This is a genomic window from Streptomyces shenzhenensis, assembly GCF_003688995.1.
Taxonomy (GTDB): domain Bacteria; phylum Actinomycetota; class Actinomycetes; order Streptomycetales; family Streptomycetaceae; genus Streptomyces; species Streptomyces shenzhenensis_A.
Genome location: NZ_PENI01000035.1, coordinates 51,238 through 67,397, shown reverse-complemented (window position 1 = coordinate 67,397; position 16,160 = coordinate 51,238). Strand labels below are relative to the sequence as shown.

The 16,160-nt window shown below is 71.6% G+C and carries 14 protein-coding genes; 8 read left to right on the top strand and 6 right to left on the bottom strand.

What is annotated here, in order from left to right:
* The first annotated feature begins 32 nt into the window (after nt 1-32).
* The 6 genes from dacB to folE all read left to right on the top strand — a co-directional run bounded on the left by dacB (nt 33) and on the right by folE (nt 7,942).
* Nucleotides 33-1,619 carry a D-alanyl-D-alanine carboxypeptidase/D-alanyl-D-alanine endopeptidase gene (dacB, locus tag CTZ28_RS37385; protein WP_183154785.1) on the top strand — a complete coding sequence of 529 codons (1,587 nt, stop codon included), beginning with the start codon at nt 33-35 and terminating at the stop codon, nt 1,617-1,619.
* A gap of 342 nt (nt 1,620-1,961) precedes the next feature.
* The gene (locus tag CTZ28_RS37380; RefSeq protein ID WP_121894198.1) at nt 1,962-3,095 is read left to right on the top strand and encodes a zinc-dependent metalloprotease; all 1,134 of its coding nucleotides are present in this window, start codon (nt 1,962-1,964) and stop codon (nt 3,093-3,095) included.
* Between the two features lie 193 nt (nt 3,096-3,288).
* Nucleotides 3,289-4,356, top strand: coding sequence for a tRNA lysidine(34) synthetase TilS (tilS, locus tag CTZ28_RS37375; RefSeq protein ID WP_121894197.1), 1,068 nt, complete (start codon nt 3,289-3,291; stop codon nt 4,354-4,356).
* Between the two features lie 62 nt (nt 4,357-4,418).
* On the top strand, nt 4,419-4,979 hold the full coding sequence (gene hpt, locus CTZ28_RS37370) for a hypoxanthine phosphoribosyltransferase (RefSeq protein ID WP_121894196.1): 561 nt from the start codon (nt 4,419-4,421) through the stop codon (nt 4,977-4,979).
* A 187-nt stretch (nt 4,980-5,166) separates the two neighbouring features.
* The gene (ftsH, locus tag CTZ28_RS37365) at nt 5,167-7,206 is read left to right on the top strand and encodes an ATP-dependent zinc metalloprotease FtsH (RefSeq protein ID WP_121894195.1); all 2,040 of its coding nucleotides are present in this window, start codon (nt 5,167-5,169) and stop codon (nt 7,204-7,206) included.
* Nucleotides 7,207-7,336: 130 nt separating this feature from the next.
* Nucleotides 7,337-7,942, top strand: a complete 606-nt coding sequence (folE, locus tag CTZ28_RS37360; protein ID WP_121894194.1) for a GTP cyclohydrolase I FolE — start codon at nt 7,337-7,339, stop codon at nt 7,940-7,942.
* A gap of 128 nt (nt 7,943-8,070) precedes the next feature.
* Here the strand turns inward: folE and CTZ28_RS37355 are convergent, their stop codons facing one another.
* The 6 genes from CTZ28_RS37355 to CTZ28_RS37330 form a co-directional block, all read right to left on the bottom strand.
* On the bottom strand, nt 8,071-8,559 hold the full coding sequence (locus tag CTZ28_RS37355; RefSeq protein WP_121894193.1) for a DUF3180 domain-containing protein: 489 nt from the start codon (nt 8,557-8,559) through the stop codon (nt 8,071-8,073).
* A gap of 83 nt (nt 8,560-8,642) precedes the next feature.
* Complete coding sequence (folK, locus tag CTZ28_RS37350) at nt 8,643-9,254, bottom strand: 2-amino-4-hydroxy-6-hydroxymethyldihydropteridine diphosphokinase (RefSeq protein ID WP_121894192.1); 612 nt, start codon at nt 9,252-9,254, stop codon at nt 8,643-8,645.
* Nucleotides 9,251-9,610 (bottom strand): dihydroneopterin aldolase, encoded by a 360-nt coding sequence (gene folB / locus CTZ28_RS37345; protein ID WP_121894191.1) that lies wholly within the window; start codon nt 9,608-9,610, stop codon nt 9,251-9,253. Before folB ends, folK begins: the two co-directional genes overlap by 4 nt.
* Nucleotides 9,611-9,857: 247 nt before the next feature.
* Nucleotides 9,858-10,361, bottom strand: a complete 504-nt coding sequence (locus CTZ28_RS37340; RefSeq protein ID WP_121894190.1) for a nuclear transport factor 2 family protein — start codon at nt 10,359-10,361, stop codon at nt 9,858-9,860.
* Nucleotides 10,358-11,284, bottom strand: a complete 927-nt coding sequence (gene folP / locus CTZ28_RS37335) for a dihydropteroate synthase (protein ID WP_121894189.1) — start codon at nt 11,282-11,284, stop codon at nt 10,358-10,360. Before folP ends, CTZ28_RS37340 begins: the two co-directional genes overlap by 4 nt.
* Nucleotides 11,285-11,405: 121 nt before the next feature.
* Entirely contained in the window at nt 11,406-13,274 is a 1,869-nt protein-coding gene (locus CTZ28_RS37330; RefSeq protein WP_121894188.1) for a phosphatidylglycerol lysyltransferase domain-containing protein, read from the bottom strand.
* Nucleotides 13,275-13,503: 229 nt separating this feature from the next.
* On the opposite strand from CTZ28_RS37330, the gene CTZ28_RS37325 reads away from it, so the two are divergent.
* Nucleotides 13,504-14,625, top strand: coding sequence for an alpha/beta hydrolase (locus CTZ28_RS37325; RefSeq protein WP_121894187.1), 1,122 nt, complete (start codon nt 13,504-13,506; stop codon nt 14,623-14,625).
* A 132-nt stretch (nt 14,626-14,757) separates the two neighbouring features.
* Nucleotides 14,758-16,158, top strand: coding sequence for a hypothetical protein (locus CTZ28_RS37320; RefSeq protein ID WP_121894186.1), 1,401 nt, complete (start codon nt 14,758-14,760; stop codon nt 16,156-16,158).
* Nucleotides 16,159-16,160: the final 2 nt, after the last annotated feature.

Genomic DNA, 16,160 nt, shown 5'->3' with positions numbered 1-16,160 from the left:
CAGGTGTGTGATCGCGAAAGGGGCTGGTGGTCATGCCAGAGCAGGGGCCTTGGCGCGCCGCGAGACCGCACGTGGTGCGGATCGTGAACGCCGTACGACCACGTCTGGCAGGGGCCGCGGCGACCGCCCGGCCGCGGGTCGCGCGGCTCGTACGGGCCGTGAAACCGCAGCTCACGCGGACCCCCGGGGCCGGGACAGCGCGAACCTGGCAGTACACCGCGGGTGCCGCCACCGCCGGGCTGGCGCTGGCCGCCTGGGTGGTGACCGCCGCCGGTCCCTGGGACGCCAACGGTCAGCGTACGGCCGAGCGGGACCGGGCCGCCGCCCTGGAACGGGCAGGTGGCGCAGATCACGACGACGACTCCGGCACGGGCTCCGGGACACCACGGCCCGCCCCGAGCGCGGCGGCCGTGCTGACCGGTCTCGGCGGCACCGCGCATGCCGCGGACACCACGGGCGGCGGAAAGCCCCTCGCGGACGTCCTCGGGCCGCTCCTGGGCGTCCCGGCGCTCGGCGGCTCCCACGCGGCCGTCGTGGTCGACACGGCGACCGGCAAGCGGCTGTACGGCACCGGCGCCGACAAGGCGCTGACCCCCGCCTCCACCACGAAGATCGCCACGGCGGTCGCGGCCCTCTCCGCCCTCGGCCCCGACCACCGCCTCACCACTCGCGCGGCCCTGGAGCCCGGCACGAAGAAACTCGTCCTGGTCGGCGGCGGCGACCCCACCCTCACCGCCCGGAAGAACTCCGACGGCTGGGCCGGCCTGCGCACGCTCGCCACCGACACCGCGAAGGCGCTGCGCGACCGCGGCGTCCACGACGTCACCCTCGCCTACGACACCAGCCTGTACGCGGGCCCCGACCTGCACCCCATCGGCGTGAACGACAACCTCGCCCGGGTCAGCGCCCTGATGGCCGACGAGGGCCGCGCCGACGCCTCGACGAGCGGCCCGGCGCCCCGGGTGCCCGACCCCGCGGCGGGCGCGGCCCGCACCTTCGCCGACCTCCTCGGGGAGGCCGGCATCAAGACGGCGGCCCCCGGCCCCGGCAAGGCCACCGGCCGTGCCACCACCGTCGCCTCCGTCGCCTCGCCCCCGCTGTCCGCCCTGGTCGAACGCATGCTGACCGACAGCGACAACGACATCGCCGAGGCACTGGCCCGGCAGACCGCCGTCGCCACCGGCGGGCCGGCCGACTTCGACGGCGGCGCCCGCGCCATCGCCGCCCAGCTGACCAAGCTGGGCCTGCCGACGGCCGGATCCGTCTTCCACGACGGCAGCGGCCTGAACCGCGACGACCGGCTGACCGCGAACCTCCTCACCGCCCTCCTCGCCGAGGCCGCCTCGCCGGCCCGCCCCGACCTGCGCCCGGTCCTCACCGGCCTTCCGGTGGCCGGCTTCACCGGCACCCTCAGCGGCCGCTACACCGACGGCGCGGCGGGCGTCGTACGGGCCAAGACGGGCACCCTGACGGGGGTCAACTCACTGGCCGGCACCGTCGTCGACCGGGACGGCCGGCTGCTGGCCTTCGCCTTCCTGGCGTCCGACACGACGAACGCCGTCGAGGCGCAGGCGGCGCTGGACGCGACGGCCACGGCGTTGGCGGGCTGCGGCTGCTGAGCGCTCCGCTGGGTTGGGGTGGGGTGAGGTCTCGGTTGTCTGCGGCTTCGTTGTGGTTGCTCGCGCAGTTCCTCGCGCCCCTTTGGGGCGCTGGTTCTGGTGGGGGTTGGTTGGCGTGGGGGTGGGGCGGTCGGTTGTCTGCGGCTTCGTTGTGGTTGCTCGCGCAGTTCCCCGCGCCCCTTCGGGGCGTCGGTTGGCTGCGGCGCCGTTGTGGCTGGGCGCGCAGTTCCCCGCGCCCCCTTGGGGTGCTGTTCTGGTGGGGTGGGCATTGGGGGTGATGTCGGTTGTTGTGCTTCGCTGCGTGGTCTGCCCCGAGGCGGGGCGCTCACGTACCGTTGTTGCATGACGAGCATCGGCGGTGCCCCCTCTTCTGGGATGGTCGACTGGAATCTCGCGGTCGCGACCGCGACCCGGCTCGTGCGGCCGGGGCCCGAGGTGAGCCGCGACGAGGCCCGGGCCGTCGTCGCGGAGCTGCGCCGGCACGCGAAGGCCTCGGAGAAGCACGTCCGGGGTTTCACTCGTATGGGCACCGAGGACACCCACGACACCCCCGTCCTCGTGGTCGACCGCCCCGGCTGGGTCCGGGCGAACGTCGCCGGGTTCCGGGAGATCCTCAAACCGCTGCTCGACAAGATGGAGGAGCGGCGCGGCAGCACCCCGGGCGGCGCGGTCCTCGGCGCCGTCGGCGGCAAGGTCACCGGCGTCGAACTCGGCATGCTGCTGTCCTTCCTGGCCTCCCGCGTCCTCGGCCAGTACGAGACCTTCGCCCCCGCCGCCCGGGACCTCCCGGCAGGCGGGAACGGCGGCGGCCGGCTGCTGCTGGTCGCCCCGAACATCGTCCACGTGGAGCGCGAGCTCGACGTACGGCCGCACGACTTCCGGCTGTGGGTGTGCCTGCACGAGGAGACCCACCGCACGCAGTTCTCCGCGGTGCCCTGGCTGCGCGACCACCTGGAGGGCGAGATCCAGTCGTTCCTCGCGGAGACCGACGTCGACCCCATGACCGTCCTGGAGCGGATCCGCGAGGCCGCCCAGTCGCTGGCCGGCGGGCGCCCCGAGGCCGAGGAGGACGACGGCGGCCGGTCCTTCGTGGAACTCGTGCAGACCCCGGCCCAGCGGGAGATCCTGGGCCGGCTCACCGCCGTGATGTCCCTGCTGGAGGGGCACGCCGACTTCGTGATGGACGGGGTCGGCCCGGACGTCGTGCCGACCGTCGCCGAGATCCGCGAGAAGTTCCAGCAGCGCCGCGCCAAGGGCGCCTCCCGGCTGGACATGGCCCTGCGCAAGCTGCTCGGTCTGGACGCCAAACTCAAGCAGTACCGGGACGGCGAGCGCTTCGTACGAGCCGTCGTCGACCAGGTCGACATGGACGGCTTCAACCGGGTGTGGACGTCCCCGAACACCCTGCCGACCAAGGCGGAGATCGCCAAACCGGCGGACTGGATCGCACGGGTGCACAGCAGGCCCGAGTCGTGAACCGCAGGGGGCCGTTGTGAAAGGAATCCGGCCTACGGCAGGCGAACGCCCCTTCAATCACCCGTCCGAGGGACCGTGTGCCATGGGTAGGCGTGCAATGCTCGGGGAACGGCCCGCTTCTGTCACCATCTACACACTCTGAGTGACCGAACCTCGGGTTCACCCCCCGAAAACTTCATGAAGGGAACCGGACATGGGTCCCCATCCTGCGGTCGCGGCGATACGCCTGGCGGTCCGCCGCGTCCTCCACGACATCCTCACCGACGACGAACCCGCGACCCCGCGGCCCGCCCCCCGGCGCACGGGTGCGTACACCGGCGGCCACCGCGCCGGGCACGAGCCTCCCTCCTCCCCGCTCGTGCTCGTGGCGTGCTCAGGCGGCGCCGACTCCATGGCGCTCGCCTCCGCTCTCGCCTTCGAAGCCCCCAAACTCGGCATCCGCGCCGGCGGCGTCACCGTCGACCACGGCCTCCAGCCGGGCTCCGACGCCCGCGCCGGCGAGGTCGTGCTGCGGCTGCGCGAACTCGGCCTGGACCCGGTCGAGTCAGTCGCCGTGCGCGTCGGCCGCACGGGCGGGCCCGAAGCGGCCGCCCGCGACGCCCGCTACGCCGCCCTCGACGCCGCCGCCGACCACCACGGTGCCGAAGCGATCCTGCTCGGCCATACCCGCGACGATCAAGCCGAAACCGTCCTGCTCGGCCTCGCCCGGGGTTCCGGCATCCGCTCCCTGTCCGGAATGGCCGCGGTCTCGGGGGCCGGCGGCCGTTACCGTCGTCCCTTCCTCCACCTCGACCGGCAGACCGCCCGCAAAGCCTGCATGGTCCAGTCCCTGCCGGTCTGGGACGACCCGCACAACGCGGATCCGGCGTACACACGTTCCCGGCTCCGCCACGAAGGCCTGCCCGCCCTGGAGAAGGCACTCGGCAAAGGCGTCGTCGAAGCGCTCGCCCGAACGGCGCAACTGTCCCGCGACGACGCCGACGCCCTCGACGCCTGGGCCGTCCAGGCCGCGACCGCCGTACGCGACGCCACCGGGCTCCTGGAGTGCGCCAAGCTCTACGCGCTGCCGCCCGCCGTGCGCCGCCGTGTCCTGCGCAGCGCCGCCATCGAGGCCGGCGCACCGGCCGGTTCGCTGTTCGCCCGCCACATCGAGGAAGTCGACCGCCTGATCACCGGCTGGCGCGGCCAGGGAGCCATCAACCTCCCGGGCAAGGTCGTGGCCCAGCGCCAGGGTGGCAGACTGGTGATTCGGCAAGGCTGAATCCCACCCTCCGCGGGGGGACCGGACGGGCCGGAGCCGTAACTGCGGGACGACCGAAAGTGATGCGGGTGGACGCGAAAGACATGGGTGGGGACCTCCAGCAGGTGCTCATCACCAAGGAAGAGATCGACGCGAAGCTGGTCGAGCTGGCCGCGAAGATCGACGCGGAGTACGCGGGCAAGGACCTGCTGATCGTCGGTGTCCTCAAGGGTGCCGTGATGGTCATGGCGGACCTCGCCCGGGCACTGTCCACCCCCGTCACCATGGACTGGATGGCCGTGTCCTCCTACGGCGCGGGCACCCAGTCCTCCGGCGTCGTGCGGATCCTCAAGGACCTCGACACCGACATCAAGGGCAAGCACGTCCTTGTCGTCGAGGACATCATCGACTCCGGCCTGACCCTGTCCTGGCTGATCTCCAACCTCGGCTCGCGCGAGCCCGCCACCCTCAAGGTGTGCACGCTGCTGCGCAAGCCCGAGGCCGCCAAAGTCGCCATCGATGTGGAGTGGGTCGGATTCGACATCCCCAACGAGTTCGTCGTCGGTTACGGGCTCGACTACGCCGAGAAGTACCGCAATCTCCCGTTCGTCGGTACGCTCGCGCCTCATGTCTACGGCGGCTGAGCCTCATCCGGGGCCGACGCTGTAAGACGATCGGGAACCCCAGCGGGTTTCGCGCCGTTGGAGCATGCAGAGACGGGAATGCCAGCCGTCCGTGCCACAGCGGGCGACAATGCTGGGGTACCGTCAGAAGAACTGTCTTATCAAACTCACTATGGCAGGAGGGACGGGGCGACACCGCTCCGTATGGATGGACGTGAAGCGATACTTCCGTGGGCCGGTCATGTGGATCGTGCTGGCCGTCCTTGCCGTGGTCGTGTTGATGCAAGTCGTCGGCTCGTCCGGCGGCTACAAGACGGTGGACACCGGCCAGGTCGTGGCAGCGATCAACGACAACAGGGTGCAGTCGGCCAAGCTCACCACCGGTGACGAGCAGAGCATCAAGGTCACGCTGAAGGACGGCCAGAAGGTCGACGGCAGCTCGAAGATCCAGTCGAGCTACATCGGCGACCAGGGCGTGAACATTGCGAACACGCTGCAGATCAAGTACCAGGACAAGCAGATCCCCGACGGCTACACCGTGTCGCCGTCCAAGCAGAACCCGTTCGTCGGCGTCCTGCTCTCGCTGCTGCCCTTCGTCCTGATCGTGGTCGTCTTCCTGTTCCTGATGAACCAGATGCAGGGCGGCGGCTCCCGGGTCATGAACTTCGGGAAGTCCAAGGCCAAGCTCATCACCAAGGACACCCCGAAGACGACTTTCGCCGACGTCGCGGGTTCGGACGAGGCAGTCGAGGAACTCCACGAGATCAAGGAGTTCCTCCAGGAGCCGGCCAAGTTCCAGGCCGTCGGCGCCAAGATCCCCAAGGGCGTGCTGCTCTACGGCCCGCCCGGCACCGGCAAGACGCTGCTCGCGCGCGCCGTGGCCGGCGAGGCAGGGGTCCCCTTCTACTCGATCTCCGGCTCCGACTTCGTCGAGATGTTCGTCGGTGTCGGTGCCTCCCGGGTCCGTGACCTGTTCGAGCAGGCCAAGGCCAACGCGCCCGCGATCGTCTTCGTCGACGAGATCGACGCGGTCGGCCGCCACCGCGGCGCCGGCCTGGGCGGCGGTCACGACGAGCGCGAGCAGACGCTGAACCAGCTGCTGGTCGAGATGGACGGCTTCGACGTCAAGGGCGGCGTGATCCTCATCGCCGCGACGAACCGCCCGGACATCCTCGACCCGGCCCTGCTGCGCCCCGGCCGCTTCGACCGTCAGATCGCGGTCGACCGCCCGGACATGCAGGGCCGTCTGGAGATCCTCAAGGTCCACCAGAAGGGCAAGCCGGTCGCCCCGGACGTCGACCTCTCGGCCGTCGCCCGCCGCACCCCCGGCTTCACCGGTGCCGACCTGTCGAACGTCCTGAACGAGGCGGCGCTGCTCACGGCCCGCAGCGACAGGAAGCTGATCGACAACCAGATGCTGGACGAGGCGATCGACCGTGTGGTCGCGGGCCCGCAGAAGCGGACCCGGATCATGTCGGACAAGGAGAAGAAGATCACCGCGTACCACGAGGGTGGACACGCCCTGGTCGCGGCGGCCTCTCCGAACTCCGACCCGGTCCACAAGATCACCATCCTGTCCCGCGGCCGGGCCCTCGGTTACACGATGGTGCTCCCGGAGGAGGACAAGTACTCCACGACCCGCAACGAGATGCTGGACCAGCTCGCCTACATGCTGGGCGGTCGCGCGGCCGAGGAACTGGTCTTCCACGACCCGACCACGGGCGCCGCGAACGACATCGAGAAGGCCACCACCACGGCCCGCGCGATGGTCACCCAGTACGGCATGACCGAGCGACTGGGCGCGATCAAGTTCGGCGGCGACAACACCGAGCCGTTCCTCGGACGCGAGATGGCTCACCAGCGTGACTACTCGGAAGAGGTCGCCGCGCTGGTGGACGAGGAAGTCAAGAAGCTCATCGAGAACGCGCACAACGAGGCCTGGGAGATCCTGGTCGAGAACCGCGACGTCCTCGACAACCTCGTCCTGGCCCTCCTGGAGAAGGAGACCCTGGGCAAGGAGGAGATCGCCGAGGTCTTCGCGCCGATCGTCAAGCGCCCGCCGCGGCCCGCCTGGACCGGCTCGTCCCGGCGTACGCCGTCCACCCGCCCGCCGGTGCTCTCCCCCAAGGAGCTGGCACTGACCAACGGTGCGAACGGCGCGACGCCGGCGATCAGCACGGCCAAGTCGACGGCGGCGGAGTCCGCCCCGGTGGTCGAGCCGGCCCCGGAGGACCGCCCGGAGAGCTGACCGCCCGCGGATGGTGCGGCCCCGGTGGCCGCACCAACCCCGGAATGAATGCCGCGCCCCCCAGGGTTCTAGCCTGGGGGGCGCGGCATTTCCTTATGTCCGCATGTGAGCGACAGGAACGAGGTACCCCATGACCGACCCCGTGACCTTGGACGGCGAGGGCACCATCGGCGAGTTCGACGAGAAGCGCGCCGAGAACGCCGTACGGGAACTCCTGATCGCGGTCGGCGAGGACCCGGACCGCGAGGGCCTGAGGGAGACCCCGGCCCGGGTGGCGCGGGCGTACCGGGAGTTGCTGGCAGGGCTGAAACAGGAGCCTGAAGATGTTCTGACGACGACGTTCGATCTGGGGCATGACGAGATGGTCCTGGTGAAGGACATCGAGATCGTGTCGCTCTGTGAACATCATCTGCTGCCATTTCATGGCGTAGCGCATGTTGGGTACATTCCGGCCGAGAGCGGCAAGATCACCGGTTTGTCGAAGCTGGCGCGCCTGGTGGAGGTATTCGCCCGTCGTCTGCAGGTGCAGGAACGGCTCACCACGCAGATCGCCGACTCCCTCGTGCGGATCCTTGAGGCCCGGGGCGTGATCGTCGTCATCGAGGCCGAGCACATGTGCATGTCCGTGCGCGGCATCCGCAAGCCCGGTGCCAAGACCACGACGTCAGCCGTGCGCGGTCAGCTCAGGGACGCCACGACCCGTGCCGAGGCCATGAGCCTGATACTGGCGCGTTGACCGGTCGACGTCCCGCGTGCGGGCCGAATTCCGGTGACGGCATTTCACGTGTGTACATTTCGGATGCCTGGGCCCGGCGGGGAACCTTCCTGGTCAACGGCCACCTTGTGCGGCAACCCCGGTAGCCGTCAGGCCACCGGTTCCGCGCCGGTGTTGTTGTGGTCGTCGTCCTCGGGGAGTTTGCAGACGCGTTCCAGGAAGAGGGCGGCCACTATGACGGCGATGCCGGCCAGGACGGAGAAGCCGGCGTAGAAGGCCTGGTCGCGGCGGGCGGGGATGTCGAGGATCTCCAGGAGGAAGACGCCCGTGCCGCCGTACATCCCGGCGACGAGGGCGGCCACCAGGGCACTGGCCTGGCCGAAGACGACCGCGCGGGCGGCCATCAGCGGGTCGACGCCCTTGGCGCCGGGACGCCGTTCCCGCTGGGCCTTGAGGCGGGCGCGCAGCGACAGCGCCGTGGACAGCAGGACCGCCGCGATCAGGGCGAGGACGATGGGGGCGGCCAGGGGCACGCTGGGCAGTGTCCCCACCGAGTTCCACAGGCGGGCGCCCGCCCAGGACAGCACTCCTGCGGCGACGAACACGCCGGCCAGCACCCTGATGCGCAGCTCTCTCACGGTGTGTGTTCAGCTCCCCCGGACTGTGGTCGTGGGCGGCCCACCTCAGTGTGTCCGTCCCGTGGTCGTCTCGACCTTAACGACTACTCGGGCAGTCGGAGTTCCAGGTCCGTGCGCGCTTCGACGCCGTTGCGGGTGACGGCGCCGAGGAGGTCGGCGACGGAGCCGCGGCCGGGGAGCCGGGCGTCGGGGTCCAGATCGTGCCAGGGCGCCAGCACGAAGGCGCGTTCGTGCGCGCGCGGGTGGGGCAGGGTGAGCTGCGGGTCGTCGGAGACGATGTCGGCGTACGCCACGATGTCCACGTCCAGGGTGCGCGGGCCCCAGTGCTCGTCCCGCACCCGATGGAAGGCCTCCTCGACCGCGTGTGCCCGCTCCAGCAGGGAGGACGGCGGGAGGGTGGTCTTCAGCACCACCACCGCGTTGAAGTACGAGGGCTGGCTGCCGGGTGCCACGCCCCACGGTTGTGTCTCGTACACCGGGGAGACCGCTTTGATGCGGACGCCCGGGGTGTCCTCCAGGGCGTCGACGGCGCCCTGGAGGGTCTCCAGCCGGTTGCCGAGGTTGGAGCCGAGGGAGATCACGGCGCGTTTGGGGTTCTGCAGGGTGGTGTCGGCGGCGTCGACCTGCTCGACGACGGAGGCGGGCACCGGCTGTACGGTCGGGTCGCTCGGACCGTGCGTGAAGGATGCGGTCATACTCGGCTCCGGGTGATGGTGACGGTCACGTCGTCGAAGGGCACCGTGATCGGCGCGTCCGGTTTGTGGACGCAGACCTCGATCTCCTCGACCCCTTCGTGCTTCAGGCAGGTCTGGGCGATGCGCTCGGCGAGGGTCTCGATGAGGTTCACCGGCTCGCCCTCGACGATGGCCACGACCTCCTCGGCCACGATGCCGTAGTGCACGGTCTTGGTCAGGTCGTCGTCGGCGGCGGCCGGCCGGATGTCCAGGCCGAGGACGAGGTCGACGATGAAGGTCTGGCCCTCCTCGCGTTCCTTGGGGAACACACCGTGGTGCCCGCGGGCCTTCAGACCGCGCAACGCGACTCGATCCACGCGAATCACTCCTGCAATCGTCGGTGGCGGCCGGTCCCTACCGAGTGCGGGCGGCACTCCGGCCACACATGAATCTACCTGCGGGCACTGACAGCACCGGGCCACGGGGTGGCGGTCCGGCCGGGGATCGGGAGGTTTCATCGCGTGTTTCCCCTGGGGAACCCGGCGGCTCATGGGTCGGTAGCCCGACCCGGCCGCCGGTTCGTGATGTCGGCCACTTCCCGGTCCCTGGCAGGCGCCTACCCGCTCAGGCCGGTGAGTCGTCGTCCTCGTCCTCGCTGTTTTCGGCCAGAACCTGGGAGGCGTGGTGCGACCAGAGCTTCCAGCCGTCGGATGTGCGCCGGAACACATTCGTGGCGATGACGAGTTGGCCGACCAGGGGGCCGAGTTCCGCGCCTGCCTCGGGGGCGGGACCGCCGCTGAGGATGTTCTCGGTGCAGGTGACCAGGGCGGTGTCGCCGGTGACGGAGACATGCACATCGGTGAGGAAGAACTGGATGTAGTCGGTGTTGGCCATGATCAGCGCATACGACCTGAGGACCTCGCCGCGGCCGGTGAGCACCGGCCAGCCGGGGTGCACGCAGGAGATCACGCCGGTGTCCGCCGGGTCGTGGTACTCCTCGTCGACACCCAGGTCGGTCGGGGTGAGCCAGAGCGTGGACAGGGCTTCGAAGTCGCCCTGTTCCAGCGCCTCGTAGAAGGCGGTGTTGGCCTGTGTGACCTCTTCGACGTCGGTGTGGGCGGCGCTCACCGGGCGTCACCGGCGCCGTGCGCGTCCTGGGCGCCGGGCGCACTGTCCGCCGGGTTCTCCGGCGTGCGCGCTCCTTGCACGGCGCGCGCCACGCGGACCGCGTCCGCTGTGGCGCGTACCTCGTGGACGCGTACGGCCCAGGCGCCGGCCTGCGCGGCGAGTGCGGAGACGGCGGCCGTGGCGGCGTCGCGCTCCCGGGCGGGCGGCGGTGCCCCGTCCGAGCCGGCCAGGACCCGGCCGAGGAACCGCTTGCGGGAGGCGGCGACGAGCAGGGGGTGGCCCAGGGCGTGCAGGCGGTCGAGGTGGGCGAGGAGGGCGAGATCGTGCTCGACCTCCTTGGAGAAGCCGAGACCGGGGTCCACGACGATGCGGTCGGCGGCGATGCCGCCGGCGAGGACGGCCTGCACGCGCGCGTGGAGTTCGTCGACGACTTCGGTGACGACGTCGTCGTACGCGCCGGGGATGTTGCCGCCTTGCAGGAAGCCGCGCCAGTGCATGACGACGAAGGGGGCGCCCGCCGCGGCCACCACCGGGATCATCGCGGGGTCGGCGAGGCCGCCGCTGACGTCGTTGACGAGGGCGGCGCCGGCCGCGAGGGACCGGTCGGCGACCGAGGCGCGCATGGTGTCGACGGAGACGGTGACGCCCTCGGCGGCGAGGCCGCGCACGACCGGGACGACGCGCCTGAGTTCCTCGGCCTCGTCGACACGGGTGGCGCCCGGGCGGGTGGACTCGCCGCCGACGTCGATCAGGTCGGCTCCCTCGGCGACCAGGTCGAGTCCGTGTTTGACGGCGGCGGTCGTGTCGAAGTAGCGGCCGCCGTCGGAGAAGGAGTCGGGGGTCACGTTCACGACGCCCATGACCGCGCACCGGTCCCATGCCGGAAGGCCCGCCACTCGGCCGCGCCCGCTCTGGTTGCTCATACGCTCAGCGTAGGCCCCGGGCGGGACGATCAGGGCCGCCGGTCCGGGCGGGTACGGCCGGGGCCGGCGGCCCGCGGTACGAGCGGGGCCCGGTGCCGTCGCGGGCGCGGGCCGGTGCGGGTCAGGCGGCCCGTATGTCGCGTTCCGCCATGCCGTGGGCGCACGGGCGGGCGGCGGTGGCCGAGCGGCGCCGCAGGAACCGGGGCAGCGGCAGGGCGAGGTTGACGAAGCCCTCCGCCTGCATGGCGGCGAAGCCGATGCGGGGCAGGTCGCCTGAGGCGCGGTAGACGACGAACCGCGGCTCCCAGCGGGGCCGGAACTTGGCGTTGAACTTGTACAGCGACTCGATCTGGAACCAGCGTGAGAGGAAGACCAGCAGCCCGCGCCAGGCACGCAGCACCGGTCCTGCGCCGATCTTCTCGCCGCGGGCCAGGGCCGAGCGGAACATGGCGAAGTTGAGCGAGATCCGCGTGATGCCGAGCTTCGGCGCCGCCTGGAGCGCGGCGACGATGAGCAGTTCGTTCATGCCCGGGTCGGCCGTGCGGTCGCGGCGCATCAGATCCAGGGACACGCCGTCGCCGCCCCAGGGCACGAAGTGCAGGATGGCCTTCAGGTCGCCGTACGGCCCTGGCTGGTCCTCGGCCCGGCCGTCGCCCGCCGCGGCCCTGTGCGGGTTGCCGTCCGGCGGCCCGTCGACCCGGTGCGCGGTGGCGATCAGGCAGTCGCCGTCGGCCGGGTCGCCGATGCGGCCGAGCGCCATGGAGAAGCCGCGCTCGGTGTCGGTGCCGCGCCAGTCCTCCGCGGCCCGCCGGATGCGTTCGAGTTCGCCTTCGCCGAGGTCACGGATGCGCCGTACCCGGGTTTCGTAACCGGCTCGTTCGATGCGCTTGACCATCTGCCGGACGTTGCGCATCGCGCGTCCGGCGAGTGAGAAATCCGCGACGTCCACCACCGCCTCGTCGCCGAGTTCGAGCGCGTCCAGGCCGGTCTCCCGGGTCCACACCTCGCCGCCGGTCTCCGAACAGCCCATCACGGCGGGGGTCCAGGAGTGGGCCCTTGCCTCGTCCATGAACCGTTCGATGGCGCCGGGCCAGGCCTCGACGTCGCCGATCGGGTCGCCGCTGGCGAGCATCACGCCGGAGACGACGCGATAGGTCACGGCCGCCTTGCCGCTGGGCGAGAACACGACCGCTTTGTCGCGGCGCAGCGCGAAGTGGCCGAGGGAGTCGCGCCCGCCGTGCTTGGCCAGCAGGGCGCGCAGCCGGGCCTCGTCCGCCTCGGTCAGCCGGGCGGCCGGGTGTTCCGGGCGGAAGGCGAGGTAGATGGTGGTGATCGCGGTGAGCAGGCCGAGGGCGCCGAGCGAGCAGGCGACCGTCCAGGAGGTGCTGCCCTGGTAGTTCACCGGTCCCTCGATGCCGAACAGGCCGTACAGGACGTGCGTCAGACGGTCGGCCACGCTGGGGTCGCCGATCGTCCGCTTCGGGTGGACGCTGACGACGACCAGCCCGAGGGCGAGTGAACCGGCGCCCATGAGGACGAAGTTGGCGAGCGCCCGCCACCGGCTGCGCGGATCGGGCAGGGCCGCGAACTCGCCGCGGTGGCGCAGCAGCGGGACGAGCAGCGCCAGCGAGATGAGCACCCCGATGACGGAGTGCCGGTAGGCGAACTGTGCGACCGCGCCGGCCGGCAGCAGCGCGACCGCGGCCCGCCAGGCCCGTCGTTTGCGCCGTTTGAGGCCGTGCGCGAGCAGCAGCAACAGCACGCCGACGCTGAGCGAGAGCGCGGCGGCGAACGGGCCGAGCGCGCCGGGCAGTACCTCGGCGAGCGCGTGCATACGGCTGTGCCGGAAGCGCGGGAAGACGCCCGCGGCGATGTCCAGGATGCCCACGAGGGCGCACGCCCGGCCGATCAGGGCGGGGACTGCCTCGGGACGTGGGCCGCGGAGTATGCGGCGCGCCACGCTTGCTCGACTCGGCACCTTGTCCGACATTTCCCCATCTATCCTGACAGACATCGCATCCCGTAGTTCTGCGAGAGACCTTGGACCCGGTGCCGATTCGGGCATCCGGCGACATTGCGCCCTCTAGGACGGTGTCCCGGGGGATCAGGTTCATTCCCCATCGGAAAGCCGGTTCAAAGGCCACGGAAAGCCCGGGGCAAGCCCTCGCGACGAACGCGGCGGCGGCCCGTGGGCGGAAAGCGCAGGCAGGAAGCAGCCCATGGGTCTGACGAGCGACAAGGTGCTGGCACTGGCGGTCGGGTCCGCCGTGCTCCTGTTCGCCGGCACGGTGTGGGTGTGGCCGCGGCTGGCCCGCGCGACCTGGCGGGCCGTCAGCGGCCGGATCGCCCTGCTGCTGGCCACCCAGGTGGCGCTGTTCGGCTCCCTGGGCATCGCCGCCAACCAGGCCTTCGGCTTCTACGCCGGCTGGGCCGACCTGTTCGGCCAGGAGACCGGCCAGGGCGTCGTCGTCGACCACACCGGCCACGGCGGCGGCCCGCTCCAGGTGGTCGGCACCGGGCGCGTGCCGGGCGCGAGCGGTTCGCTGCCGCAGATCGCCGGGGAGGTGCAGCGGGTCGACGTCGTGGGGCGTACGACCCGCATCGCCACGCCCGCGTACGTGTATCTGCCGCCCGAGTACTTCCAGCCGCGCCACCGCACGCGTACGTTCCCGGTGGCTGTCGTCCTCACCGGGTATCCCGGCACGGCGCGCGCCCTGGTGGACAAGCTGCACTACCCGCGTACCGCGCGGCAACTCGCCGAGGACGGGCGCATGCAGCCGATGATCCTGGTGATGCTGCGGCCGACGGTGGCGCCGCCGCGGGACACGGAGTGCGTGGACGTGCCGGGCGGCCCGCGCACCGAGACGTTCTTCGCCCGGGATCTGCCCGATGCCGTGCGCGCCCACTACCGGGTGGGCGGAAAGCCGGGCAGTTGGGGGATCGTCGGCGATTCCACCGGCGGTTACTGCGCCCTGAAGCTCGCGATGCACCATCCCGGTGTGTACGCGGCGGGCGCGGGCCTGTCCCCGTACTACAGGGCGCCGGCGGATCCCACGACCGGCGATCTCTTCCGCGGCGACAAGGATCTGCGCAATCGCGCCGATCTGCGCTGGTTCCTCGATCACGAGGCCGCGCCGGACACCGCACTGCTCGTCAGCAGCAGCAAGGTCGGCGAGCCCAACTACAAGGCCACGCTGGAATTCATCAAGCGGGTGGAGGCCACGAACCTGACCCGGATCTCCTCGATCATCCTCGACAGCGGCGGGCACAACTTCACCACGTGGCGGCGCGAGATCCCGGCCACGTTGCAGTGGCTGAGCGGGCGATTGACCGATCACTGAAAACGATCTTGAACAATTCGGCGGAGCAAGGTTCGCCGGTGCCGTTCCCTATGTTGCGAAAAGGCTTCGGTATGGCTGTGTTTTTACGGGCCGGGGCACCGCCATTCGCCTACGCGCGGTAAGTTTCTGGCCATGCCACGTGGACGTCACCGCCATTCCCCGCCACTGCACAGGCTGTTGCCGCCCTCGGCGATCGCCGGCGTCGCCCTCGTCTGCGCGCTGGGCCCCTGGGTGTCCTCCGAACCGATGGTGCTCCGCCTGCTCGCCGCGGTCGCCGCGGCGACCGCGTTCGTGGGCGCGGCCGTGATGCGCCGCTGGGACGCGCAGGCCGGCAAGCAGGTCGCCGACCTCACGCGCGCGCGTACCGGTGACGAGTGGCGCTACGAGGAGCGGGCCGCGGAGCTGGAGACCGACCTGGAGGAGTCCCGCGAACTGCGCGCCAAACTGGAGCAGCGGCTGCGCGCCAAGCGGGCCGAACTGGCGGGGCTGCGCAACGAGCACGCCGCGCTGCTGCGGCGCTACGCCACGGCGGAGACCGAGCGCGCCACCGCCCTGGAGGGCCGCCGGCTGCTGGAGATCGAGGCCGTGCCCTCGCACGCGCTGCCGGCCGTGGCGCAGCCGGAGACCGTGCAGCCGGCGACCGCGCGGGCGGATGCCGCCGCGTCCGGAGCCGACCGGTCCGACGGCGGCACGGCGGCCGACGAGCCCGGGACTCGCGAGGCGGCCGGGGCCGAGGCGACGGACGAGAAGAACGAGGCGGACGAGGCGGGCGAGGCGAAGCCGGCGGCTCCCGGGGTGTTCTCCCCCGCGGGGTCCCAGCTGTTCCTGCGGGCCCAGGCGGCGCTGTCCCGCCTGGCCGACGGCGACGAGGAGCCCCCGGAGGAGTCGGCTGCGGAGTCCGGCCCGGAGTCCGCAGCGGACTCTGCGTCGCCCGCTTCCGACCTCGACGCCGCCTCGGAGCCCGCGTCCGCCTCCGTACCGGCTCCTCCGTCGGCCCCGGAGCCCGCTCCCAAAGGAGACGGGCCCGCGGACGGTGTGACGAACGAGACCGAGGCCGCCGAGGCGCGGCCGGGCGATGGCGACGCGGAGCACGTCAGGGAGCCCGCCGCGGAGTCCGTCCCGGAGGACGAGCCCCAGGGGCAGCCCGAGGCGGCCGCCGGGCACGAGCACGCGGCCGCCGCCCCGGTGCCGGCCGCGTCCGCCAAGTCCGCGCAGCAGCCCTCGGGGCACTTCACCGTGCCGACCGCGGTGGCCGTCGTACCGCCCGCGCCCGCGCGGCCGGCGGTCGAGGGCGGGTTCGACTTCTTCGGCACCCAGAAGGACGAGGCGTCGGCGCCCTTGGACGCCGTGCAGAACGAGGACCTGGCCGACGTGGTCGGCCAGGAGGCGCTCGCGCTCCACAAGACCGAGTCCGACGGCGAGTTCAAGCCCGCCGGCGAGAAGGCGCACGACGCCGGCGAGGTCATCGACCTGACGGCGCACGACGAGACGGAACACATCGAGCTGCCGGGTCTGCGCAGCGCGGCCTCCTGAGC